At 61.7% G+C, this 21,600-nt stretch carries 25 protein-coding genes; 8 read left to right on the forward strand and 17 right to left on the reverse strand.

The features are described 5' to 3' along the window. The first annotated feature begins 29 nt into the window (after positions 1-29). The 4 genes from NKH50_RS01385 to NKH50_RS01400 all read left to right on the forward strand — a co-directional run bounded on the left by NKH50_RS01385 (position 30) and on the right by NKH50_RS01400 (position 3,567). On the forward strand, positions 30-878 hold the full coding sequence (locus tag NKH50_RS01385) for a DUF1194 domain-containing protein (RefSeq protein ID WP_352738691.1): 849 nt from the start codon (positions 30-32) through the stop codon (positions 876-878). 112 nt (positions 879-990) lie between these two features. Further along, complete coding sequence (locus tag NKH50_RS01390) at positions 991-1,941, forward strand: ABC transporter substrate-binding protein (RefSeq protein WP_352738689.1); 951 nt, start codon at positions 991-993, stop codon at positions 1,939-1,941. Between the two features lie 70 nt (positions 1,942-2,011). After that, positions 2,012-2,788: an ABC transporter permease gene (locus tag NKH50_RS01395; protein WP_352646927.1), complete on the forward strand. Its 777-nt coding sequence runs from the start codon at positions 2,012-2,014 to the stop codon at positions 2,786-2,788. After that, on the forward strand, positions 2,785-3,567 hold the full coding sequence (locus NKH50_RS01400) for an ABC transporter ATP-binding protein (protein WP_352876189.1): 783 nt from the start codon (positions 2,785-2,787) through the stop codon (positions 3,565-3,567). Before NKH50_RS01395 ends, NKH50_RS01400 begins: the two co-directional genes overlap by 4 nt. 26 nt (positions 3,568-3,593) lie before the next feature. Here the strand turns inward: NKH50_RS01400 and NKH50_RS01405 are convergent, their stop codons facing one another. From NKH50_RS01405 to NKH50_RS01425, 5 genes are all read right to left on the reverse strand, one after another. After that, positions 3,594-4,085: a GNAT family N-acetyltransferase gene (locus NKH50_RS01405; RefSeq protein ID WP_352805187.1), complete on the reverse strand. Its 492-nt coding sequence runs from the start codon at positions 4,083-4,085 to the stop codon at positions 3,594-3,596. Further along, positions 4,082-4,372, reverse strand: a complete 291-nt coding sequence (locus NKH50_RS01410; RefSeq protein WP_352477597.1) for a type II toxin-antitoxin system TacA family antitoxin — start codon at positions 4,370-4,372, stop codon at positions 4,082-4,084. Before NKH50_RS01410 ends, NKH50_RS01405 begins: the two co-directional genes overlap by 4 nt. A gap of 79 nt (positions 4,373-4,451) precedes the next feature. Then, positions 4,452-5,390 carry a GlxA family transcriptional regulator gene (locus NKH50_RS01415; RefSeq protein ID WP_302895626.1) on the reverse strand — a complete coding sequence of 313 codons (939 nt, stop codon included), beginning with the start codon at positions 5,388-5,390 and terminating at the stop codon, positions 4,452-4,454. Between the two features lie 346 nt (positions 5,391-5,736). Then, on the reverse strand, positions 5,737-5,871 hold the full coding sequence (locus tag NKH50_RS01420; RefSeq protein ID WP_013894968.1) for a hypothetical protein: 135 nt from the start codon (positions 5,869-5,871) through the stop codon (positions 5,737-5,739). A gap of 335 nt (positions 5,872-6,206) precedes the next feature. After that, positions 6,207-6,392: a hypothetical protein gene (locus NKH50_RS01425; RefSeq protein ID WP_023719925.1), complete on the reverse strand. Its 186-nt coding sequence runs from the start codon at positions 6,390-6,392 to the stop codon at positions 6,207-6,209. 230 nt (positions 6,393-6,622) lie between these two features. On the opposite strand from NKH50_RS01425, the gene NKH50_RS01430 reads away from it, so the two are divergent. Then, positions 6,623-7,522 carry a LysR substrate-binding domain-containing protein gene (locus NKH50_RS01430; RefSeq protein ID WP_023676521.1) on the forward strand — a complete coding sequence of 300 codons (900 nt, stop codon included), beginning with the start codon at positions 6,623-6,625 and terminating at the stop codon, positions 7,520-7,522. Positions 7,523-7,528: 6 nt separating this feature from the next. On the opposite strand, the gene NKH50_RS01435 is transcribed toward NKH50_RS01430, so the two are convergent. From NKH50_RS01435 to NKH50_RS01480, 10 genes are all read right to left on the reverse strand, one after another. After that, positions 7,529-8,512: an alpha/beta hydrolase gene (locus NKH50_RS01435; RefSeq protein WP_352876194.1), complete on the reverse strand. Its 984-nt coding sequence runs from the start codon at positions 8,510-8,512 to the stop codon at positions 7,529-7,531. A 269-nt stretch (positions 8,513-8,781) separates the two neighbouring features. Beyond that, the gene (locus NKH50_RS01440; protein WP_352477599.1) at positions 8,782-8,964 is read right to left on the reverse strand and encodes a hypothetical protein; all 183 of its coding nucleotides are present in this window, start codon (positions 8,962-8,964) and stop codon (positions 8,782-8,784) included. A gap of 187 nt (positions 8,965-9,151) precedes the next feature. After that, positions 9,152-11,221 (reverse strand): ASKHA domain-containing protein, encoded by a 2,070-nt coding sequence (locus NKH50_RS01445; RefSeq protein WP_352688163.1) that lies wholly within the window; start codon positions 11,219-11,221, stop codon positions 9,152-9,154. A gap of 111 nt (positions 11,222-11,332) precedes the next feature. Continuing rightward, the gene (locus NKH50_RS01450; RefSeq protein WP_023676516.1) at positions 11,333-12,307 is read right to left on the reverse strand and encodes a methyltetrahydrofolate cobalamin methyltransferase; all 975 of its coding nucleotides are present in this window, start codon (positions 12,305-12,307) and stop codon (positions 11,333-11,335) included. 80 nt (positions 12,308-12,387) lie between these two features. Further along, complete coding sequence (locus tag NKH50_RS01455) at positions 12,388-13,479, reverse strand: methylenetetrahydrofolate reductase (RefSeq protein WP_352876198.1); 1,092 nt, start codon at positions 13,477-13,479, stop codon at positions 12,388-12,390. After that, positions 13,476-14,099, reverse strand: a complete 624-nt coding sequence (locus NKH50_RS01460) for a methylenetetrahydrofolate reductase C-terminal domain-containing protein (protein ID WP_352490722.1) — start codon at positions 14,097-14,099, stop codon at positions 13,476-13,478. The genes NKH50_RS01455 and NKH50_RS01460 overlap by 4 nt, the downstream gene beginning before the upstream one ends. Then, a complete protein-coding gene (locus NKH50_RS01465; RefSeq protein ID WP_352876201.1) occupies positions 14,092-14,394 on the reverse strand; it encodes a virulence factor in 303 nt (100 codons plus the stop codon). Before NKH50_RS01465 ends, NKH50_RS01460 begins: the two co-directional genes overlap by 8 nt. Before the next feature lie 236 nt (positions 14,395-14,630). After that, entirely contained in the window at positions 14,631-15,542 is a 912-nt protein-coding gene (locus NKH50_RS01470; protein ID WP_352490720.1) for a fatty acid desaturase family protein, read from the reverse strand. A 43-nt stretch (positions 15,543-15,585) separates the two neighbouring features. Continuing rightward, positions 15,586-16,368, reverse strand: coding sequence for a formyl transferase (locus NKH50_RS01475; protein WP_352710342.1), 783 nt, complete (start codon positions 16,366-16,368; stop codon positions 15,586-15,588). Positions 16,369-16,446: 78 nt separating this feature from the next. Further along, positions 16,447-17,019: a DUF4893 domain-containing protein gene (locus NKH50_RS01480; RefSeq protein WP_352876205.1), complete on the reverse strand. Its 573-nt coding sequence runs from the start codon at positions 17,017-17,019 to the stop codon at positions 16,447-16,449. Positions 17,020-17,140: 121 nt separating this feature from the next. On the opposite strand from NKH50_RS01480, the gene NKH50_RS01485 reads away from it, so the two are divergent. Then, the gene (locus tag NKH50_RS01485) at positions 17,141-18,064 is read left to right on the forward strand and encodes an NAD-dependent epimerase/dehydratase family protein (protein ID WP_352490718.1); all 924 of its coding nucleotides are present in this window, start codon (positions 17,141-17,143) and stop codon (positions 18,062-18,064) included. 8 nt (positions 18,065-18,072) lie between these two features. On the opposite strand, the gene NKH50_RS01490 is transcribed toward NKH50_RS01485, so the two are convergent. Beyond that, a complete protein-coding gene (locus tag NKH50_RS01490; protein ID WP_352490717.1) occupies positions 18,073-18,702 on the reverse strand; it encodes a DUF1638 domain-containing protein in 630 nt (209 codons plus the stop codon). A gap of 64 nt (positions 18,703-18,766) precedes the next feature. On the opposite strand from NKH50_RS01490, the gene NKH50_RS01495 reads away from it, so the two are divergent. After that, positions 18,767-18,907 (forward strand): EncA/B family entericidin, encoded by a 141-nt coding sequence (locus tag NKH50_RS01495; protein ID WP_352490716.1) that lies wholly within the window; start codon positions 18,767-18,769, stop codon positions 18,905-18,907. Positions 18,908-18,988: 81 nt separating this feature from the next. On the opposite strand, the gene NKH50_RS01500 is transcribed toward NKH50_RS01495, so the two are convergent. After that, positions 18,989-19,687, reverse strand: a complete 699-nt coding sequence (locus tag NKH50_RS01500; protein WP_023676506.1) for a cobalamin B12-binding domain-containing protein — start codon at positions 19,685-19,687, stop codon at positions 18,989-18,991. A gap of 308 nt (positions 19,688-19,995) precedes the next feature. Here NKH50_RS01500 and NKH50_RS01505 point away from each other — a divergent pair, with 308 nt between their 5' ends. Continuing rightward, positions 19,996-21,570 carry a trimethylamine methyltransferase family protein gene (locus NKH50_RS01505; RefSeq protein ID WP_352876209.1) on the forward strand — a complete coding sequence of 525 codons (1,575 nt, stop codon included), beginning with the start codon at positions 19,996-19,998 and terminating at the stop codon, positions 21,568-21,570. The last annotated feature ends 30 nt before the right edge of the window (positions 21,571-21,600 follow it).

Here is a 21,600-nt window from a genome sequence, read left to right on the forward strand (position 1 = left end):
CGATCGGCGATTTTCGCTTAACGTGCGGCATGTCTGGTTTTGCCAGTGCAAGACATTTCGTCTCGGGTGCCGCCGCGCTGGCGTCGGTGCTATGGCCAGCGGCAATCTCCCGCGCCGCCGAGCCGGTCGATGTCGAACTGGTGCTGGCAGTCGACGTATCCTTGTCCATGTCGCCGGACGAGCTCGAAATCCAGCGTCATGGCTATGCGGCGGCGCTGACGCATGACGATGTCCTGCAGGCAATCGGCGAAGGCGCTCATGGCAAGATTGCCGTCACCTATGTCGAATGGGCTGGCGCGACCTGGCAGCAGGTCGTCGTGCCGTGGACGGTGATCGCCAATCGTGCCGACGCCGAACGGCTGGCAGCGCAGCTTTCCGCTCATCCGCCGGCCAGTGCCAGGCGCACCTCGATCTCCGGCGCGCTGGAATTCGCCAGCGATCTCTTTGCCGAAAGCGGCTTCCAGGGCGTCAAGCGGGTGATCGACATTTCGGGTGACGGCCCCAACAACCAGGGCGCACCTGTCGATATCACCCGCGACGCCGTGATCAAGCAGGGCATCACCGTCAACGGCCTGCCGCTGATGACCAGGGGCGGGTTCACCAGCGCCTACGATGTCAACAATCTCGACCGCTACTACAGCGACTGCGTCATCGGCGGGCCGGGCTCCTTCATGATCCCGGTCAATGACTGGACGCAGTTTCCGGAGGCCATCCGCCGCAAGCTGGTGCTGGAGCTTGCCGGTCCGGCCTCGCCGCAGCGAGCGGCGGAAGAGGCGGCGCATCCGCCATTGGTGCTGGCACAGGACATCCCCGTCACCGACTGCCTGGTCGGCGAAAAAATGTGGCGCGACCGCAGCTGGATGTACAACACCCGCTAATGGCGAAGTTTGCTGCCGGTGGTGACATACCGCAGTGCAGCATCTGCTTCATTGACAAGCCTGTGCGCGTCTGTGACACAATTCTCCATCCGAACAAAAAAGGGGAACCGACATGAACAAGATCGGAATTCTTGCAGCAAGCTTGACGCTTGCCGTCGGATTGTCCGCGCCGGCCACCGCCGCTACATCGGTCAGCATCGGCATCAGTGGATGGACCGGCTTTGCGCCGCTGACGCTCGCCAAGCAGGCCGGCATCTTCGAAAAGCACGGCCTCGACGTCACCTTGAAGAAGGTGCCGCAAGCCAGTCGGCCCCTCGCCATCGCCAGCGGCGACCTGCAATGCGCCGCCACTACAGTCGAGACCTGGCTGGTCTGGAACGCTAACGGCGTGACGACCAAGCAGATATTCCAGCTCGACAAGTCCTACGGGGCCGACGGCATCGTCGCCCGCAACGACATCAAGACCGTCGCCGATCTCAAGGGTAAGTCGGTCGCGTCCTCGGCGCCGGGCACGTCGCCCTATTTCATGCTGGCCTGGGTGCTCAACAAGAACGGCATGTCGACCAAGGACGTGACGGTCGTCAACCTGGAGCCGGACGCGGCGGCGCAGGCGTTTCTCGCCGGACAGAACGATGCGGCGGTCACCTATGAGCCGTTCATCTCGGCGGTGCGCGAAAAGTCCGACCAGGGCCATATCCTTGTGACCACTCTCGATTATCCGATGGTGCTCGACACGGTCGGCTGCACGCCGGAGTTCCTCAAGGCCAATCCGGATGCGGCCAAGGCGCTTGCCGACAGCTATTTCGAGGCACTTGACCTGATAAAGAGCGACCCGGCGAAATCCTATGAGACGATGGGCGCCGACGTGAAGCAGTCGGCCAAGGAGTTCGAAGAGTCGGCAAAATACCTGAAATGGGCCGACAAGGCTGAAAACAAGCAGTTCTTCACCAAGGAATTCCAGGACTTTTCCAAGACCGCCGGCGAGCTTCTGCTGCAGATGGGCTTGATCAAGGAAGCTCCCGACGTATCGACATTGGCCGACACCAGCGCCGTCGCCGACTAACGGCGGGATTGTCGCCCGGCGGCGGCGCGTGCGCCGCCGCTTTTTCATTCCGATCAGAGGACGGTCGAAGATGCCGCGCCCCTTGCATCCGGTCTCGCCGGGCATTCGAACCGTGCTCGGCATTTCGTTCTTCGTGCTGTTCGTGGCGTTCTGGGCGTGGATCACGCTCGGCGGCCACGTCAATCGCATTTTCCTTGCCGATCCGCTGTCGATGGTGAGAGACGGTTGGCGGCTGCTGGTCGAGGACCGCTTCTGGCTCGACATCCTTATCACCATCTGGCGCGTCTTCGGCGGGTTCCTGATGGCGGCCATCGTTGCCGTGCCGCTCGGCATCGTGATGGGTGCCTGGAAGCCCGTGGAGGCGTTCCTGGAGCCGTTCGTCTCCTTCGCCCGCTATCTGCCGGCATCGGCCTTCATTCCGCTGCTCATCCTGTGGGCGGGCGTTGGCGAGCTCGAAAAACTGCTGGTGATCTTCGTCGGCTCGGTGTTCCAGATCATCCTGATCATCGCGGTCAAGGTCGGCGGCACACGGCGCGACCTGGTCGAGGCGGCCTACACGCTTGGCTCGTCCGACAACGGCATCGTGCGGCGCGTGATCATGCCGGCCAATGCGCCCGAGATCGCCGAAACCCTGCGCCTGGTGCTCGGCTGGGCCTGGACCTATGTCATCGTCGCCGAGCTGATCGGCTCGTCGTCGGGCATCGGCTACATGATCATCAACAGCCAGTCGCGGCTGGCGACAGGGCAGATCATCTTCGGCATCATTGTCATCGGCCTGATCGGGCTGTTGTCCGATTTCGCCTTCAAGTCGCTCAACCGTTGGCTGTTTCCATGGAGCCTGGCGTGAGCAAGCTGGTCATCGAAGGCGTCTCGCGCACCTTCACTGGTGTCGGCGGTGGGCAGCCGGTCAAGGCGCTGATGCCGATCGATCTGGCGGTCGCCGCCAACGACTTCATCACCATCCTGGGGCCATCCGGCTGTGGAAAGTCGACGCTGCTCAGGATCGTCGCCGGCCTCGAAGCGCTGAGTGGGGGACGTGTTATGCTCGACGGCAGGCTGGTGGACCGGCCCGGTCCAGACCGCGGCATGGTTTTCCAGTCCTATACGCTGTTTCCGTGGCTGACGGTCGCCGAGAACATCGGCTTCGGCCTGCGCGAACGTGGAATGGCCGAGCACGAGCGCAATGAAATCGTCGCTTCTTACGTCGATCTCGTCGGGCTGAGAGGTTTTGAAAACCATTGGCCGAAGCAGCTTTCCGGCGGCATGCAGCAGCGCACCGCGATTGCCAGGGCACTGGCCAACGATCCGGAGATCCTGCTGCTCGACGAGCCGTTCGGCGCACTCGACAACCAGACCCGCGGGCTGATGCAGGAACTGCTTCTCGGCATCTGGGAGCGCCGGCAAAAAACGGTGCTGTTCGTCACCCACGACATCGAGGAGGCGATCTTCATGGCGTCGCGCGTGGTCGTGATGACGGCACGGCCGGGCCGCATCAAATCGGACATTGCCGTCGACCTGCCGCATCCGCGCCACTACACGCTGAAGACCAGCCCGGAGTTTTCGGCACTGAAGGCGCAGCTGACGGAAGACATCCGCGTCGAGGCGATGCGCACGGCGCAGATATAGTCGGGTCAGCAAGGCGCCTGAACGGCTCAGAGACTTCGTAAGTCCTTGATAAGTACGTATAGATGCAGCGGGTCCGTCGGCGATTGCACGAATCCGTAGCGCTCGTAAAACGTGCGGGCGCCGTCGTTCTTGGCGTGGACGACAACCGCGCGGATACCTGCAATATCGGCCGCCTGCAAACAGCGCAGAACGGCATCGCGCAACAGTCCGCCGCCGACGCCTTTGCCTTGCCAGTCCAGACTGACCGCAAGACGCGCCAGCAGCATTACAGGCACCGGATGGCGTGCGAGACCTTTTGTCAATCGCTCGGGCGCACCCTCATATTTAACTTCACCAACGACCAGGGTGTAAAAGCCGATCACAGCCTCGCCAGAGAGACCAATGTAGGTCTGCGAAGCATTGGCTTGCTGGTTTTGGAATGCATAGCGTACGAGAAAGCGATTGAGCGGTTCTTCACCGCAGTCGAACATGTCCACCAAATGCTTGCGGGCCAGTTTCTCGATCTGGAATTCGCTCACGCCGGATCGCGACCGGAAAAGATGCTTGGTTCGTTCAATAGGCGCTTGAGGCGGGGGAGATCACGCGTTGGCGCGTCGAGCGCTGCCATGAACGCGACCCATTTTTCGGCGTCGAGATGGAAGCTGCGCCGGTCGGCTAATGTTTCTTCGGCTCGCGCAAGCGCGCTTTCAAGCACGAAATCGCTGAGCGAACGGCGTTCGGTCGCGGCGGCGGTTGCGAGTGTACGCTTTGCCTGGGGGGTAAGGCGCAAGTCCAGTTTTTCCGATCTGGTGGTTCTGGTCGTCATTGATACCTCTCGATTGCCGGATACCACATGTCGCCAGACAATGTCATGACAATTTCGGCCGCCCGCGAAACGTGCTGGATCAAGCCGCCAGAAGCTGCTTGCGGTCGACGCGTTCCTGTTGCGGCGAGCGGGCGTACAACTCGCGATAGCATTTGGAGAAATGCGAGGCGGAAACAAAGCCGCAGGCGACCGCCACTTCGACCACCGGCAACGACGACTGGATCAGCAGGTGCCGGGCGCGGTCGAGGCGGATCTCCAGATAGTAACGGGCAGGGGAGCGCCCCATCTCGGTGCGGAACAGGCGCTCAATCTGCCGGCGCGACAGGTCGACATGGTCAGCGATCTCGATCAGCGAGAGCGGCTCGGAGAGATTGGCTTCCATCAGCTCGATAATGGTCAGCACCTTGGAATTCTGCACGCCAAGGCGCGCGCGCAGCGGCAGGCGCTGGCGGTCGGTTGGGCTGCGCACGCGATCGGTCAGCACCTGCTCGCAGACACGGTTGACGAGGCTCTCGTCGAAATCGTCGCCGATCAGCTTCAGCATCATATCGAGGGCGGCGGTGCCGCCGGCGCAGGTGTAGATGTTCTGGTCGATCTCGAAGAGGTCGGCGAAGACATTGGCCTTGGGGAACGCCTCGGAAAAGCCCGGCAGGTTCTCCCAATGGATGGCGCAGCGCTTGTTGGACAACAGGCCTGCTGCCGCCAGGATATGCGCGCCGGTACACAGGCCGCCGACGGCTACGCCACGATTGTACTCCTCGCGCAACCAGGCAAAGGCCGATTTGTTCTGGTAGCGCTCGACATTGATGCCGCTGCAGACGATGGCCATGTTCGGCCGGTCCGGTCCGGACATCTTCTTGCGCTCTTCCTCCAGCGACGTGTTGACGGCGCATTCGACGCCGTTCGAGGCGCGCACCGGCTTGCCGTCGATGCTGGCGAGCCGCCAGCGATAGGCTTCATAGCCGAGCATGCGGTTGGCCGAACGCAACGGATCGAGCGCCGTTGCGAAGGCGATCATGGTGAAATCGGGGACCAGGAAGAATACGAACGATCGCCGGATCGGGTGCTTTACGACGTTCACGGGTAGATCCTCACGCTGCAATGGCGCGAACAGGATGTCGCGATCAGCATAGCGACATCAGGAAAAACGTTTCCTGTCAATTGGCTAGATGGCAACGGAGCGACTTTATTTGCGACATGGGTCGCAAATGGGCAATCGCTGTGCGGCGAAGGAACGTGACAGGCCGCCGGATCGACCAACGAGCCTACGCAGTCTGCGAACGAAAACGCCGCCTCGGCAAAACCGAGGCGGCGCTGGATCGACTTCGAAGCAGCGCTGGGCTGCTTCCGCCAGGATTGCTGTCTCAGGCGACGAAGCCGAGGCGCGCGGCAGCCATGGCCCCGGTCTGGCCGGGCATGGTGTTGGCCAGGCGCTGGCGCTCGAGCGCGGTCGTCAGGTTCATTTCGCGGCGGGCAAAGAGGCGGGCAAAAAGCTTCATGATCATCTCCATTCAGTTGCTCAGACGGGTCGCCTTCGCTTGATGGAGTGGGGCAGCTCGTTTGTTGATGATCATATAGGCTTACGTGAGGGGAAACTAAATCGCAAAAGCGAAGCACTTGATATGAAAAGCGACACGGAATGCGACAAATTTGGGCAACCTGCCCAGGATTTTCGATTATTTACAATGTGTTGATTGCCAGTGCGGGCTGCTATGCGACTTGCTCATATGCGGCATGCGACGGCGACATGGCTCGGGGAAAATCATTTGAATACAAACAAAAAGGCCTGCCGGGCTGATCTGCGCGGCAGGCCTCAGCTGTTGATACACACGGTTTACTTTGCTCCAGCCCAAGATCCCACACCATGGCGAGTGCCGGTCTTGGCATCGGCAGCTTCGGGCCAGCCGATATCCTTCTGCAGTTCAATCGGCAGCGCGCGGATGGCTCGTTCCGTCTGGTAGCGGGCACGGGCCTCGCTGAACTCGGTCGCGATCCGACCGATGGATGACAGGATAGACATCTCATTCTCCTTCGCGTTGGGCCGGGATTGTCCCGGCGCTTGCAGCGTCAGGCGGTACACCGGGTTTGTTTCAGCTTCATTTCGTGTCGATTGCAGGTCCGTGTCATGGTTGTTTCGGGACCACTTCGATGCGTCCTGCCTTCGATGGAGTTGACTATCCTCCCAAACTGATGTTCAATCAAACGAAATGGAATGATGGTTTGCATCAGAAAAATTGAAGGTCGCTTGCCATGAACGCCCCACTCAATCATCCGCTGCCGCTGCTCGATCTCGACGTTCTGCGCACTTTCGTTGCAATCGCCGAGACCGGCAGCTTCACCACTGCGGCCAATGCGGTCTTCCGCACGCCGTCGGCCGTCTCCATGCAGATCAAGAAGCTGGAGGACATTCTCGGCCGCTCGGTGTTCGCGCGCGACGCCCGTTCGGTGACGCTGACCACCGATGGCGAGATGTTGCTCGGCTATGCGCGCCGGCTGCTGTCGATCAATCGCGAGGTGGTGTCGAAGTTCATCATTCCAGACATTGTCGGGGTGGTGCGGCTCGGCTCGCCGGACGATTATGGCGAACGTGTGCTGCCGCATGTGCTGAAGCGATTCGCACAGTCGCATCCTTCCATCGCGGTCGACGTCACCATCGACCAGAGCGTCAACCTGCGCCGTCGCATGGACGATCGGGCACTCGACATCACGCTGCTCACCAACTCATACAAGACCAGCGCGATCGGCGCCGAAGTACTGCTCACCGAGCCTATCGTCTGGGCTGGTGCCAAGGGGGGCTGTGCGCATCTGCGCGAGCCGCTGCCGGTCTCCTTGTGGGAAGAAGGCTGCGCCTGGCGGGCGGGTGCATTGGAGGCGCTTGGCCGCGAGGGCCGCAACTACCGTATCGCCTATATGAGCGCGCACACGGCCGGCCAGCGCGCCGCGATCATGGCGGATCTTGCAGTCGCGCCGCTGCCGAAATCGTTCCTCGGCAGTGATATGGTCGAGCTGTGCCCGAAGGACGGCATGCCAGACATCGGCACCTACAACCTTGCCATGGTGGTGACGCCGGACGCCAGCGCGCCGGTGAAGGCAGTCGCCGACCATATCCGCGCGACGTTTGAGATGTTCAGGGAAACTGGGAAGTTCTGAGCCAAACTACGACCTGAGCGGCGCAACCAGATCGCGAGGGGTTCCGTCGCGGTCTGGCCTTTGCAGCGACAACTCTCCTGCCTTGGCATGATAACTGTCAGTTTCGTTGGTCAAGAACGCAACGATGCTGTCCCGCGCGCGCCGCGCCTCCGGCATGTCGATCAACGGCCAGACATGGAACATGCCTTGCTCGTGGACGACCTCTATTTCGACGCCGGCCGCGCGCGCCTTTTCCGCGAAGATCAGATTGTCGGGGGTGAGCAGGTCGCGTGAACCGGTCAGCAGCAGCGTTTTGGGCAGCACCGACAGGTCGCCGTAAACCGGGCTGATGCGCCAGTCGGTGGGATCTATGCCGGCGCTGTAAAGCCGGATCGCCTCGCGGCCGCCGGCAATGCCCAGCCACGGATCGTTGCGTTCGGCCTCATACATTTCTGGGTTGGCGAGCGACACGTCGAGGCCGGGCGAAATCAGCACGTGGCGTGATGGCAAGGGCAGGCCGTCTTGCGCAGCCATCATGGTCAGCACGACAGCCATGTTTCCGCCGGCGGAATCGCCCATGAAGATGATGTCATTTGCCCTGGTTTCGCCGAACATCTGGCGGTAGACGGCGCCGACCATACCGAACATGGCGTGGAAATCGTGTTCGGGAGCAATGGGATAGATCGGCACGGTGATACCGAACCCGAGGCGGTCGGCCATGTCGGCGATCAGCCGCCAATGATAGGGGGTGATTTCAAAGACGTAAGCGCCGCCGTGCAGGTAGAGAATCCGCCTCCGCTCACCAGCCTTGGGCGCGATCTCGTAGACGGGAAAGCCGTTGATCGTGCAGGTTGTGATCTCCAGGCGCGACCGCAGCGACGCAGGCGGCCGATGGTTTTCCGTCTTGCGCGCATAGGCGATCCAGCGCTGCAGGTTCTCCGGGCTGGAAAACGCCTTCTTACGGCTGTACCTGAGCACGAACGAAACGACGTGGCTTTTGAGACTGGGCATGCAGATACACGGACTTCGGCGGAGCCGACTAAGAGAACCCCCGACTATTTTGAAGATTGTGTCGCCACCAAAAAAGTCAATATTTATGCAATCTCAACACGGTGGTTTGACTCCAGCTGGCGATAAAGCCTCCGGTCCATGAAGTCGCCAGCCCACCTGGGCAGCTCAGCGCCGCGGCGGCAGTGCGGCGCGCAGCCAATTGCTGGGTGCAGCCGGAGCCGCATTGCGGCCCCGGCGAATACCAAGCAGCTTGCATTTGTCGATGAAGTTCATCCGCGCTGCATGCCCCAGCCGACCGAAAGCTGCCTTTCGCTCGAACGCGGCGACACCGGCCAGCCAATGTCCTTCTGGATCTCAGGCGGCAAGCTGTTGAGGATGCGCAGCGACTTGCGCGCTTCACGTGTTTTCTTGAAGGCCGCACCATAGCGGCCGAGGCTTCCGAACATCGACATCTTGATCTCCTTTGGAGCGTTGCGGTGGCCGACAACTGTTTCTGCCTGCCGTTCGATGCCGGTTAAATGCTCCGCACATGTATCTGGCGGATTTCACGAAAACGCGATTTCGTTTCCAGATCGGCGCGATCTGGAAACATTTGCATACAAATGAAAATAGAAAGGCTGACAGCCGAGCGGAGGCGAGTCATCCCCGCCCGCGCCGCGCGGCGTGGCCTTCGCGCGAACGCCGTCGCGGGGCAGCGTCGCCGGCAATGCCGTCTTCGCTCACCGTCTTGCGCGGCGGCAGTTTCACCGCCGCCGACAGCTTGGGGAACGGGTCGATCTTATTTGGGAGCGCCATGGCATAAACGAAATGTTCCTGGAATTTCGGCTCCAGCGCCGTCTCGATCTTCTCGATCCTGCTGACGGTTTCCTCGATCTCGCGGCGATAGCCGCGGTTCAGGAGCGCCATGCGGGCGCCGGCGCCGGCCGCATTGCCGACGGCCGAGACCTTGTCGAGGTCGCAGTCCGGGATCAGGCCCAGCACCATTGCGTATTTCGGATCGATGAACGAGCCGAACGCGCCGGCAAAATGGATACGGTCGACATGTTCGGTGTGCTGCTTTTCCATCAAAAGCTTGGTTCCGGCATAAAGCGCCGCCTTGGCAAGCTGGATGGCGCGCACGTCGGTCTGGGTAATGGTGATCTTGGGCTCGCCTTCCTTCAGCACATAGGAGAAGGTGCGGCCATTGGCGACGACGCGAGGCGAGTGGCCGCTCAGCGATCCATCGACGACGCCGTCCTCGGAAATGATGCCGGCGAGGTACATCTCGGCTACCACCTCGATGATGCCGGAGCCGCAAATGCCGGTGACGCCGGTCGCCTGCACGCTGTCGAGGAAGCCCGGCTCGTCGGACCAGAGTTCCGAGCCGATAACGCGGTATTTCGGCTCCAGCGTTTCGGGATCGATACGGACGCGTTCGATTGCACCCGGTGCGGCGCGCTGGCCACCGGAGATTTCCGCACCCTCGAAGGCCGGGCCGGTTGGCGAGGAGGCCGCCACGACCCGCTGGCGATTGCCGAGCACGATCTCGGCATTGGTACCGACATCGACGATCAGCATCATCTCGTCCTGCCGATGCGGGCCTTCCGACAGCGTCACTGCAGCCGCATCAGCGCCGACATGGCCGGCAATGCAAGGCAGCATGTAAAGCCTGGCGCCCTGGTTGAGTTTCAAGCCGATATCCGATGCCTTGATGTGCACGGCGCCGGAGACGGCTAGCGCGAAGGGAGCGCCGCCGAGTTCGGTCGGATCGATGCCGAGGAACAGATGATGCATGATCGGATTACCGACGAAAACGGAATCCAGGATATCGTTACGCTGGACGTTGCCTTCGGCGCAGACCTTGTCGACGAGGCCCGAAATGGCCTCGCGCACGGCGACCGTCATGCCTTCGCGGCCGTCCGGGTTCATCATCACGTAAGAGACGCGGCTCATCAGATCCTCGCCGAAGCGGATCTGCGGATTGGAGGTGCCCGACGAGGCGGCGACCCGACCCGACAGCAACGACACCAGATGCATGGCGATCGTGGTCGAGCCGATATCGCAGGCAAGCCCGTATGCCTCGTTCTTCAGGCCAGGCCACAGAGCGATGACCCGCGCGGTCTCGCTGTCGGTGTCCTTGTGGATGGCGGCCGTCGCGGTCCAGTTGCCTTTGCGCAAAATGCCTTGCACCTGCGGCAACAGATGGAAATCGAAATCTAGGCTCTTGAGGCCCCAGTCCTTCATCAGCGCGATCTTCAGGCGGTCGAGGTCGCCGAGCGGCTTGTGCATGTCGGGTTCTTCGATCTCGACATAGCACATGCGGATAGCCGCATCGCGGGCGATGACCCTGGTATCGGCGTCCTTGCGGATAGTCTGCGCGTTAATAACGGTGTCCTGCGGCACGTCGACGACGAGATCGCCGAGGATCTGTGCCGAGCAGGACAAGCGGCGCCGCTCGGGGAGCCCGCGAACGCGCTCGTAGCGCTCTTCCTTGGCGCCCTTGGGCGAGAGGTGATCGTTGGAGGAGACGATCTTGTGCTTGGCGAAATTGCCTTCCTGCACCTCGATCTGGCAACGCCCGCAAGTGGCACGCCCGCCGCACACGCTCTCGACGTAGACACCAAGCTGGCGCGCGGCATCCAGAACCGGTGTGCCGACCGGAAACCGCCCGCGCTTGCCCGACGGCATGAACAGCACGAGCGGATCAGTGATGTTGACGGGAGAGTTCATTCGTTCCAGACTTTACTTTCTACGCTGCTCGGGTCTTGGCCACGGCAGCGATGCCGCTGTGTTTCGGTTCCTCCCAGTCGTAAACCCATATCGTGTCGGCCAAGCCATGGCTCAACCCCGGGCCATCCGCGCTTCGCGGCCGCCGCGCCTGCGTCCGCCATTGCCATTGCCATCGCCCGGCGCGTTGACCTGCGTCCGGGCGGCAACGGCCTGGCCGCCTTCAGCAGGCTTGTAGTCCTTGTATGTCCTGATCCAGTTGGTGCAGTTCTCGTCGGTGCCGTTCAGCACGTTGGCGCCGCGCACCGCTTCCATTTCCTGCGGCCGCACCGGGTTCATGATCGCCGAGGTCATGCCGGCGCCGATCACCATCGGGATGAAGGCGGCGTTGATGCCATGACGGTGCGGCAGGCCGAATGAGATGTTGGAGAGGCCACAGGTGGTGTTGACCTTGAGCTCCTCGCGCAGCCGGCGTAGCAGGGCAAATACCTGGCGGCCGGCATCGCCCAGCGCGCCGATCGGCATGACCAGCGGGTCGACGACCACGTCATGCGCCGGAATGCCGAAGTCGGCGCAGCGCTGAACGATCTTCTTGGCGACGGCAAAGCGCACATCGGGGTCCATCGAAATACCGGTCTCGTCGTTGGAAATGGCGACGACCGGAACGTTGTATTTCTTGATCAGCGGCAGGATGGCTTCGAGCTTTTCCTCCTCGCCGGTGACGGAATTGACCAGCGGCCGGCCCTTGGCGACCTTCAGCGCCGCTTCGATCGCGGCGGTCACCGAGGAGTCGATCGACAGCGGCAGATCGACCAGGCCCTGCACGATCTCCAGCGTCTGCACCAGCAGCGCCGGCTCGGTGGCGTTGGGGTCGACTGCGGTGACGCCGGCGTTGACGTCGAGCATGGTCGCGCCGCAGGCGGCCTGCTCCAGCGCATCCTTGATGACGGTCTCAAAATTGCCGGCGATCATTTCGGCGGCGAGCTTTTTGCGGCCGGTCGGATTAATGCGCTCGCCGATCACGCAGAAGGGCTGATCGAAGCCGATGATGATTTCTCGTGTCGCCGAGGCGACGATGGTGCGGGTCATGAAATCTCTCCATCGTGATATAAAGAGTTCTTTATATCGTTATCTGTTTGTGATCAAGCGAATGCTGACGATTCGCGCTGTCAATGCGCGGTTTTGACCATGTCGACCTGGGTTTCGGTGAGGTCGTCATGCAGTATGTGGTCGAGCCGGTCGGCAACGAGCTGGTCGTCGCGGCGGATTTCGCGCTTCCATGGCCGGCGACCCTTCAGCACGCCGGATTCGTCGACGATCTCGGCGACATATTCTTCCTGGCGATAGGCCATCACATGAACGCCGGACACACCGGGAATTTCCTTCACCTCATTGATGATGTCGATGCAGAGCTGCTTACCTTCCTTCTTCTGATCCTGAGCGCCTTCCAGGCGCTTGACGATCTGATCGGGAATGTGAATGCCCGGCACGTTGGAGCGGATCCATTTGGCCGTCTTGGCCGAGGCCAGCGGCCCGACGCCGCACAGGATGAAGCATTTCTCGGTATAGCCGAGATCGCGGACCTTCTGCATGTAGGTACGGAGCATCGGCACGTCGAAGCAATACTGGCTCTGCACGAACTGCGCGCCGGCAGCGATCTTCTTGCCAAGCCGATAGGGCCGGAAATCGATCGGCGGCGCGAACGGGTTGATGGCCGCGCCAAGGAAAAGCTGCGGCGGGGTCGTCAATTTGCGGCCGGACAGGAATTTTCCGTTGTCGCGCATGATACGGCAGGTTTCGAGCAGCGACATGCAGTCGAGATCGAACACCGGCTTGGCGCCGGGCTGGTCGCCGGCCTGCACGCCGTCGCCGGTCAGGCAGAGCATATTGGCGACGCCCATCGCAGCACCCCCAAGCACGTCGCCCTGGATGGCGATGCGGTTCCGGTCGCGGCAGGCGATCTGCATGATCGGGGCATAGCCCATGCGGGTCAGCAGCGCGCAGATGCCGACCGACGACATGTGGCAGTTGGCGCCGGAAGCGTCGACGGCATTGATGGCGTCGACCCAGCCGTCGAAAATCCTGGCGCGGTTGTAGACGTCTTCCGGATCGGCGCTGTCGGGCGGATTGAGCTCGGTCGTCACTGCGAACTCGCCGCGTCGCAGAACCCGCTCAAGCCGGCCGCGGGAGGTGTGGCCGGGCAGGGGATCGAGCGGCAAATGGATGCCGGCCGGATTCTCGTCTGGCTGGCGGCCGATCATGCCGACGCTCCGGTGTTAGTAGTGTTCTGGGCCGCATTGCGGGCGGCCGCGGCCTGCGCGGTCACCCGCAGCCAGGCGGAAGTTTCGCGCAAGGACTGATCCACCGGCTTCTGCACGTCCAAAATCTTGTCGCCATGCACCATGTTCCGCGAGCCTTCCCAGGCCTTGACCCAGACGCAAGGCATGTCTGGCTCGACCTCGCAATTGCCGTTGGCGCGGACACCGCCGCAAGGGCCGTTGCGCAATTGCTTGGGGCAGTTCATCGGGCACGACATGCCGGTCGAGGATAGGATGCACTGGCCGCACATGCGGCAGTCGAACATGAATCCCTTGACGCGCTTCTCGACGAATTTCACCGGCCCTTCGACACGGCTGTAGCCGATGCCCTTCCATAGCGGGTGGAGAGTCAGGAACATGTCGGCAAACCTGGCGTAGAACCATTCGAGCAGCCGCGAATGCCGCACCGACCAAAGCCGCACCGCAAACGAGCGCTGCACGCGCCGCTGCGGCGACACGTCGGCCGGCTTGTAGTCGGATTTCGGCGCCGCGTTCTTGACGATGGTCGCCTGGGTCACGCCGGCTTGAGCCGTCGTCACCGGCATTGATTGGGGATCAGACATTTTCTTTGCCGCCCGCCTTGACCAGAGCGACCAGCCGCTCACGGTCGTATTTCGCATCAAGTTCCTGAAGGGCTCTCTCGGCCTCGGCTTCAAGATCGTCACCGACCGGGATGGGCTCTGCCTTGCGCCATTCGGCAAGATAGTCGTCGGTGCCGCCGGCGCCGGTGCGCATGGCGCACATGTCGATCGCCTCGGTGAAGCGCAATGGCAGTTCGCGCTTGGCGTTCTGCCGGCCCTTCTTGACGATGACCTGGGCGGGGATGTCGCGCCAGTAGACGACGATAAGATCGGCCATGAATTCCTGCTCCTGTAGAACGCCGCGCGTCCAATCGAACGCATAAACGATGCTCTACCACCTAACTCAGCTGCATCGTGCCCTCCGAAGATCGATTCCGATGTTTTGGGCCGATGCAGTGGTTTCGAGCATTGCCGGAAGCGCTGTTGGGCTGCTTGTTATGGGACGACGCGGGGGCCTTCAAAAGCGACGCAATCGACGGCCGCGGCTGAAAGCGGAGTTTCTTCCAGCACTGGTCAGCCGGCGCGGCCATCGAAGCTGCCGACCAGCTTCCTGTGGAAGCGCACGTAACCTCGTTCGGTCGTGCGTAGATGCCCCGCGACGATCTCATGGAAGCGCGGCAGGCGGTGGAAGGGAACGGCCGGATAGGAATGGTGCTCCGAATGGTACGGCATGTTCCAAGCGACGAAGCGCACCAGCCTTGTGGTGAAGGTGGTGCGGGTGTTCTCGAGCATGTTGGCGACATGCGGGCACAACGCGTGCTCGGCCAGCAGGTAGGCCCGCAAAAACGGCTGTCCTACCAGCACCGGCACGATCCAGACCCACAACACCAGTGCGGATTGCACGGGCAGAGATGAGGCCAGCAACGCCGCATAGCCAGTCAGGAACAGCCGTGCTTCGGCAACCACCTTGCCGCGACCCTTTTCCGGTACGAAGCCGTCGCGATTGCGGCCAGCCGCGTTGGTCGCGACCACGCGGGCCATGCCTATCCAATAGGGGCCGCCGGACAGATAGCGCAGATATTGACCGACCGTCTCCGGCTTCGGCGCCATCAGTTCGGGGTCGTTTTCTGGGTCGTGCGTATGGCGGTGATGGGCGAAATGGAAATAGCGGAACCATGTCGGCGGCAGCAGGATCAGGAAGCCGGCCACGGCGGCAACAGCGCGATTGAGCCACGCCGTCCTGAACGCCGTTTCATGGATGGTCTCGTGCAACGGCGTGAAGAAGAAGACGATCAGGATTCCCTGCGGCAAGATCAGAAGCGGCCAGAACGGGATGCCTGCGGCGATCAGCGCGCCCAGCAGGATAACCATCCCGCCATGGACGGCCAGCCGGACAATGCCTGGCCGGTCAAGCCTGGCGGTGAGGTCGCGACGGTCCTCGACCGAAAGGCCGGCAATGATGGTGCGGTGGTCGATGTCGCTCATGACGCAATGTTAGTGGCGGGTGGCTGTCCGGTAAATCGGCGCGTCACCAGACGCCGTTCTTTATCCCGGTATAGAGATAAAACCAGACCGTCGGATGATACCATTGTTTCGAAGGCAGGCCGGGATCGACCGTGCCGAGCTTGCCGGCCAGCGCATCCCTGACCGCTTCGACGCAGATGTCGCGCGAGAACGCCGCCTGCCGCAACGCGTAGCTTGAAATCGTGTCGCCCGGCTGCGGTTTGCCACGCGCCTGCCGCAGCACGCCGCCAGTGTCGACGCCGGCGTCGACGAGATGCACTGTGGTGCCGAAGTTCTCCGCATCGCCTGAAGCCAGCGCCCAGTAGCCGCCGTTCATGCCACGATATTTCGGGGCGATACCGGCATGGTAGTTGAGGACCGGGCAAGGGATTTTTGCCAGCGTCTGCCGCGACAGCAAGCGGCAGCCGGCGAGCAGAACCACACCCGGCTGGATTTCCGCGATCGCCTGCAGGCATTCCGGCGCGTTGGCCGACGGGACATGGATGATCGTTTGCCCAGGCTTCGGTTCGGTTTGCAGCTTCTCCCCGACGGCGAGCCGTGCTGCGTGGCCGGCGAAGAAGCGCTTGCCGAGGCGCGTCAGCATCATCGTGCCGAGTTGACCGATGGCCGAGGCCCAGCCTTGCCGCCGCGCCCGGGCGAGAAGCAATTGCTTTTTGGATTCAGGAGCTTCGAGGATGACGCTGACCGGGCCGAGTTGATCGGCGACGGCGTTGACGATCGCCCAAATATGCGGGCCGCCTTCGGTGACGACGACGATCGGCCGTTGGTTTGGTTTCGACCGTGCCATACTTCGCGACCCCACAAAGACCTGTTCTTTGCGCGCGAATGCTAGGCTGACCGGGTTAACCCTTGGTGATCGGAGGGCTCAGCGCTTGAATTCGAGGATGTCGAGCTTCGATTCGTAATAGGGCGCCGGGAACTCGATGCGCCATTCGCTGGCGCTGTTGCGGAAGGCATAGCCGACCTGATCGCTTTCCGGGCCGCTGCCGTAGGGCTTTGCCGGATCGTCGTTAACGTAGAAGGAACCAAGATAGATCGCGCGTTTCTCGCCATCGTCGAAGAAGCGGCCCTTGGTGCGCTGCGAGCCGGTGATCTTTTCCAGTCTCCAGCCGGAACCGTCGTCGCTCACCTTGCATTTGAACCAGCCATAGATGACGAGCGGGCTCAATCCGCCGGCCTTGATGGTGCGGCATTGCCAGTTGCCCGTTAGATCCTTGTCGGAAAAGGCGACCAGCGGCTTCGCCAGAAGCGCGTCGAGCTGTTTGACCTCGGCGGGATCGCCCGCCTTGGCTTCCTCAAGGGCTGCCTTGCGCGTCTCGTCATATTTGTCGAGCCGCGCCTTGTCCGCGGCGGTGATCAGCTTCTGCACCTCGCCATCGGCGAGCGCGGGCAGGGCGAAGCAGACAATTCCTGCGGCAATCAAGAGACGAGCGATCATCGGTGCGTTTCCCGTGAATGGCTGGAACAGCCTGTTTTCTTGTCTGGCGCATAACTTACCGGTTCGCGGCGACCTGTCATCCGTGCTTAACAGCGTCAGGTCAAAAATCGTGGTTTCATCGATGCGGATCTTGCTGACGGGATCGTCAGGCTGGCTGGGCAGCGCGCTGGCGCCGCGCCTGCGGGCGCTTGACCATGACGTCATCGGCCTCGATCCCGTTGCGTCGGCGCAAACGCAGATTGTCGGCTCGATTGCCGACCGCGATCTGGTCATGCAAGCGGTCAGCGAAAACCGTATCGAGGCGATCATCCATAGCGGTGCGCTGCACAAGCCTAACATCGAGAACCACTGCAACAGCGATTTCGTGGCGACGAACGTGCAGGGCACGCTCAATCTTCTCGACGCGGCGGTGGCATCAGGCGTTCAACGCTTCGTCTTTACCTCGACGACGTCACTGATGATCTCGCAAGCCATTCGCGCCGGCTTCACCGGCGGCGCGCGCAAAGCCGCCTGGCTGACGGAAGAGATGTCGCCGGAACCGCGCAACATCTACGGCGTCACCAAGCTTTCGGCCGAACATCTCTGCCGTCTCTATCATTTGCAGTTCGGCCTGCGGGTGATCGTGTTGCGCACCGCCCGGTTCTTTCCCGAGGCGGACGACATGGCTCATGTGATCGAACAGTCGGATGCCAACACCAAGGCCAATGAGCTGTTGTTCCGCCGGCTGACGGTGGAGGACGCAGCCGACGCCCACATCGCTGCTCTGGAGAAAGCGCCGCAAATGGGCTTCGACATCTTCATCATTTCGGCGCCAACACCGTTCCAGCCCGACGATTGCGCGGCATTGATCGCCGACGCACCGTCGGTTATCGCACGCTATTTTCCGGATTATCCGGCGCTCTACGCGAAGAAAGGCTGGACGATGTTTTCGTCGATCGACCGGGTCTACGACGCGTCGCGGGCGAGGGACCGGCTGGGTTTCGTCTGCAAGACGAGCTTTGCCGATGTGCTCGCCGGCATCGAAGCTGAAGAAGGCTTTGCCTAGAAGTATCGTCAAGCCAGGATTGCGGCGCTGGCCAGTTCCTTCGTCAGGTCACCGTAGCCGGTCGAGCGGCGCTCATAGGCGAGGCCGAGCATTTTCGCCGCCTTTTCGGCGACCTTGTCGAGTTCCGGGTCGTCGGTCTGAGCGATATAGATCAGCTTCTCGTAGTTGCCGAAATAGTCCTTGATCAGCTCCGGGTGCTTGTCCAGGCCGAGCGGCTTCATGAAGAATGCATCGAATTGCCGGCAGAGGAAATCGGTCATGTAGAACGACATCATGTCGTCATCGGCGACCTTCGCATAGGCATCCATGCCCTGGTAGAAGGCAAAGCAATGCGGCCCGGCCATACGCCCGACGCCGTGCTTCTCGCAGATCCGATCGAGCAGGCCACCCGTGCCGCAATCGGCATAGCCGACGAAGATGTGTCGGTAGCCGTCGGTCTTGGCCTTCTCGATAGCCTTGTCCATGGCCGGCGCGATGCGGTCCGGATAGAAATGAAACTCCGCCGGCAGGCAGGTCAGGTCGAGATGGTCGAGCCCGAGCTGTTCCTTGACCGCCAAAATTTCGCGCGCAATCATCCCGCAGGCGATGACGAGCAGCCTGTCGCCTTGATCGGATTGTTGTTTTCGCGCGGTAGTCATGGAACCAGTCTAATCCATCTTCGTTGCTGTCCAGCGAATTTATATCCTGAGGGAGACACCATTCATGAAACTGTTCCGCGTTGCGCCAATCGCTATTCTCGCCTGCGTCCTGGCTGTTTCAGCCTGCGCCAACACGGTGCGCGGCGTCGGCAAGGATCTCAAATCCACTGCGAAGGCGGTTGACGATACCGTCAAGAAACCCTGATCTGCACGATTTCAAACATTTGGGAATAAAAAAGCCGCACTGCAAGGCGCGGCTTTTCTCGTCGGTGCCGATTTTGTTGGCTCAAGCCGAAGCGCGGACGTTGTGCTTACGCTTCATGAAGTCCTTGGCGGTCTCGACCGCCACCGCGGCGTCGCGGCAATAGGCGTCGGCGCCGACGGCTTTGCCGAATTCCTCGTTGAGCGGCGCACCGCCGACCAGCACGACATAGTCATCGCGAATGCCCTTTTCCTTCATCGTATCGATGACGACTTTCATGTAAGGCATGGTCGTCGTCAGCAGCGCCGACATGCCGATGATGTCGGGCTGGTGCTTTTCGATGGCATCGAGATATTTTTCGACCGCATTGTTGATGCCGAGGTCGATGACATCGAAGCCGGCACCTTCCATCATCATGCCGACCAGGTTCTTGCCGATGTCATGGATGTCGCCCTTGACGGTGCCGATCACCATCTTGCCCTGCTTCGGCGCGCCGGTGGCGACAAGCAGCGGACGCAGGATGAACATGCCGGCCTTCATCGCGTTCGCCGACAGCAGCACTTCGGGAACGAACAGGATGCCGTCGCGGAAATCCTCACCGACGATGCGCATGCCTTCGACCAGAGCCTCGGTCAGCACCTTGTAAGGCGCCCAGCCGCGCTCGAGAAGGATATTGGTGCCTTCCTCGATTTCTTCCTTCAACCCGTCATAAAGATCGTCGTGCATCTGCTGCACCAATTCGTCGTCGGAGAGTTCCGAAAGGATGATCTCGTCGTCGGCCATTTTTTCTCAGGCTCCTTGCCGGCTACAACTATCGCGGCAGCTTAAAAATATCGCGTCAATACCTAACCCGCACGGGCCGGTTGTCCATAGCTGATTTGCGACTTCCCGCAAAACGAAAGCGACCGTAAATCTCTTGGAATTCTTGTCGATTTTGCGACAGGCGTTGGCGCTGGCGGGCCGTTTCGAATAGGGTGCATGGCTACGATCCGGCCAGAGACCGCAATATGCGGCCGCAAACGGATTTCAGGCCGGTACAAGAGCCCGGCCGGAGTAAATCAGGCCAGAACGAAAGCCAGGGAAGAACGATTATGAGTGAGAACGCGCCGGTCGACCAGGAAGCGTCAAACGCACGGCGCGGGCGCGCTGCCAGCGGTGGCGCCGCAGCCCGACGGGCTGCGCGTTCGGGCGGCGGCCCCGGCACGCAGCTCACCTATATCAAGCGCAAGATCAACGTCTATGAAGTGCTGGACGAGGAAGGGCTGGCGCTGATCGAAAAGAACACCGACACGGTGCTGGAAGAGATCGGCATCATCTTCCGCGACGACGCCGAGGCGCTGCAGCTTTGGAAAGAGGCGGGCGCCGACGTCAAGGGCGAGCGGGTGCATTTCCCCAAGGGCCTCTGCCGCTCGCTCCTGAAGACCGCTCCGTCCGTCTATACCCAACACGCCCGCAATGGCGAGCGCTCGGTGCAGATCGGCGGCAACGCGACAGTGTTCGCGCCGGTCTATGGACCGCCCTTCGTGCGCGATCTCGACGGCGTCAGGCGCTATGCGACGATCGAGGATTTCCGGAATTTCGTGAAACTCGCCTATATGGCGCCGTCGATCCACCATTCCGGCGGCACGGTGTGCGAGCCGGTCGACGTGCCGGTCAACAAACGCCATCTCGACATGGTCTACAGCCATATCAAATATTCGGACAAGCCGTTCATGGGCTCGGTGACCGCGCCCGAGCGCGCTGAAGACACGGTGGCGATGGCCAAGATCGTGTTTGGTGACGATTTCGTCGAGAACAACACGGTGCTGACCAGCCTGATCAATGCCAACTCGCCGATGGTGTTCGACGAGACCATGCTGGGAGCGCTGAAGGTCTATTCGCGCCACAATCAGGCCTGTATCGTCACGCCGTTCATCCTTGCCGGTGCGATGAGCCCGGTGACGGTCGCCGGCACGCTGACACAGGTTTTGGCCGAGGTTCTGGCCGGGGCATCGTTCACACAACTGATCCGGCCGGGTGCGCCGGTTCTGTTCGGCACCTTCGCCTCGTCGATCTCGATGCAGTCGGGCGCGCCGACTTTCGGCACGCCGGAGCCGTCGCTGGTCTCGTATGGCGCCGCACAGCTTGCCCGCAGGCTCGGCCTGCCGTTCCGCACCGGCGGTTCGCTCTGTGCTTCAAAAATCCCCGATGCGCAGGCCGCCTACGAGAGCGCCAACACGCTGAACTCGACGATCCTGGCCGGCACCAATTTCGTGCTGCATTCGGCCGGCTGGCTCGAGGGCGGTCTCGCCTCCTGCTACGAAAAGTTCATGATGGATATCGACCAGCTCGGCATGACGCAGAAGTTCTCCCAAGGCGTCGACCTGTCGGAAAACGGCCAGGCGATGGACGCCATCCGCCAGGTTGGCCCGGGCAGCCACTATCTCGGCTGCGATCACACCCAGGCCAATTTCCAGACGGCATTCTATCGTTCCAACATTGCCGACAACAATTCTTACGAGCAATGGCTGGCCGAAGGCGAAAAAACCGCGCCGCAGCGCGCCAACGAGCTCGCCCGCCGCTGGCTGGAAAGCTACGAGGCGCCGCATCTCGATCCGGGTATCGACGACGGGCTGAAGGACTTCATTGCCAGGAAGAAGGCGTCGATGGCCGACGCCTTCACCTGAAAGGAGCCCGAATCAGGCGGGGCTAAAGTC

This window comes from Mesorhizobium sp. M1027 (assembly GCF_040318745.1).
Taxonomy (GTDB): domain Bacteria; phylum Pseudomonadota; class Alphaproteobacteria; order Rhizobiales; family Rhizobiaceae; genus Mesorhizobium.

What these genes read in the sequence shown, in the direction of transcription:
- NKH50_RS01435 (WP_352876194.1), bottom strand. Translation starts at nt 8,512, where the DNA reads ATGCCCAGTCTCAAAAGCCACGTCGTTTCGTTCGTGCTCAGGTACAGC.
- NKH50_RS01500 (WP_023676506.1), bottom strand. Translation starts at nt 19,687, where the DNA reads ATGGCCGACGACGAGATCATCCTTTCGGAACTCTCCGACGACGAATTG.
- NKH50_RS01490 (WP_352490717.1), bottom strand. Translation starts at nt 18,702, where the DNA reads ATGACTACCGCGCGAAAACAACAATCCGATCAAGGCGACAGGCTGCTC.
- NKH50_RS01475 (WP_352710342.1), bottom strand. Translation starts at nt 16,368, where the DNA reads ATGGCACGGTCGAAACCAAACCAACGGCCGATCGTCGTCGTCACCGAA.
- NKH50_RS01430 (WP_023676521.1), top strand. Translation starts at nt 6,623, where the DNA reads ATGAACGCCCCACTCAATCATCCGCTGCCGCTGCTCGATCTCGACGTT.
- NKH50_RS01420 (WP_013894968.1), bottom strand. Translation starts at nt 5,871, where the DNA reads ATGAAGCTTTTTGCCCGCCTCTTTGCCCGCCGCGAAATGAACCTGACG.
- NKH50_RS01395 (WP_352646927.1), top strand. Translation starts at nt 2,012, where the DNA reads ATGCCGCGCCCCTTGCATCCGGTCTCGCCGGGCATTCGAACCGTGCTC.
- NKH50_RS01440 (WP_352477599.1), bottom strand. Translation starts at nt 8,964, where the DNA reads ATGTCGATGTTCGGAAGCCTCGGCCGCTATGGTGCGGCCTTCAAGAAA.
- NKH50_RS01505 (WP_352876209.1), top strand. Translation starts at nt 19,996, where the DNA reads ATGAGTGAGAACGCGCCGGTCGACCAGGAAGCGTCAAACGCACGGCGC.
- NKH50_RS01445 (WP_352688163.1), bottom strand. Translation starts at nt 11,221, where the DNA reads ATGAACTCTCCCGTCAACATCACTGATCCGCTCGTGCTGTTCATGCCG.
- NKH50_RS01415 (WP_302895626.1), bottom strand. Translation starts at nt 5,390, where the DNA reads ATGATCGCCTTCGCAACGGCGCTCGATCCGTTGCGTTCGGCCAACCGC.
- NKH50_RS01465 (WP_352876201.1), bottom strand. Translation starts at nt 14,394, where the DNA reads ATGGCCGATCTTATCGTCGTCTACTGGCGCGACATCCCCGCCCAGGTC.
- NKH50_RS01410 (WP_352477597.1), bottom strand. Translation starts at nt 4,372, where the DNA reads ATGACGACCAGAACCACCAGATCGGAAAAACTGGACTTGCGCCTTACC.
- NKH50_RS01485 (WP_352490718.1), top strand. Translation starts at nt 17,141, where the DNA reads ATGCGGATCTTGCTGACGGGATCGTCAGGCTGGCTGGGCAGCGCGCTG.
- NKH50_RS01450 (WP_023676516.1), bottom strand. Translation starts at nt 12,307, where the DNA reads ATGACCCGCACCATCGTCGCCTCGGCGACACGAGAAATCATCATCGGC.
- NKH50_RS01390 (WP_352738689.1), top strand. Translation starts at nt 991, where the DNA reads ATGAACAAGATCGGAATTCTTGCAGCAAGCTTGACGCTTGCCGTCGGA.
- NKH50_RS01495 (WP_352490716.1), top strand. Translation starts at nt 18,767, where the DNA reads ATGAAACTGTTCCGCGTTGCGCCAATCGCTATTCTCGCCTGCGTCCTG.
- NKH50_RS01425 (WP_023719925.1), bottom strand. Translation starts at nt 6,392, where the DNA reads ATGTCTATCCTGTCATCCATCGGTCGGATCGCGACCGAGTTCAGCGAG.
- NKH50_RS01470 (WP_352490720.1), bottom strand. Translation starts at nt 15,542, where the DNA reads ATGAGCGACATCGACCACCGCACCATCATTGCCGGCCTTTCGGTCGAG.
- NKH50_RS01455 (WP_352876198.1), bottom strand. Translation starts at nt 13,479, where the DNA reads ATGATCGGCCGCCAGCCAGACGAGAATCCGGCCGGCATCCATTTGCCG.
- NKH50_RS01385 (WP_352738691.1), top strand. Translation starts at nt 30, where the DNA reads ATGTCTGGTTTTGCCAGTGCAAGACATTTCGTCTCGGGTGCCGCCGCG.
- NKH50_RS01460 (WP_352490722.1), bottom strand. Translation starts at nt 14,099, where the DNA reads ATGTCTGATCCCCAATCAATGCCGGTGACGACGGCTCAAGCCGGCGTG.
- NKH50_RS01480 (WP_352876205.1), bottom strand. Translation starts at nt 17,019, where the DNA reads ATGATCGCTCGTCTCTTGATTGCCGCAGGAATTGTCTGCTTCGCCCTG.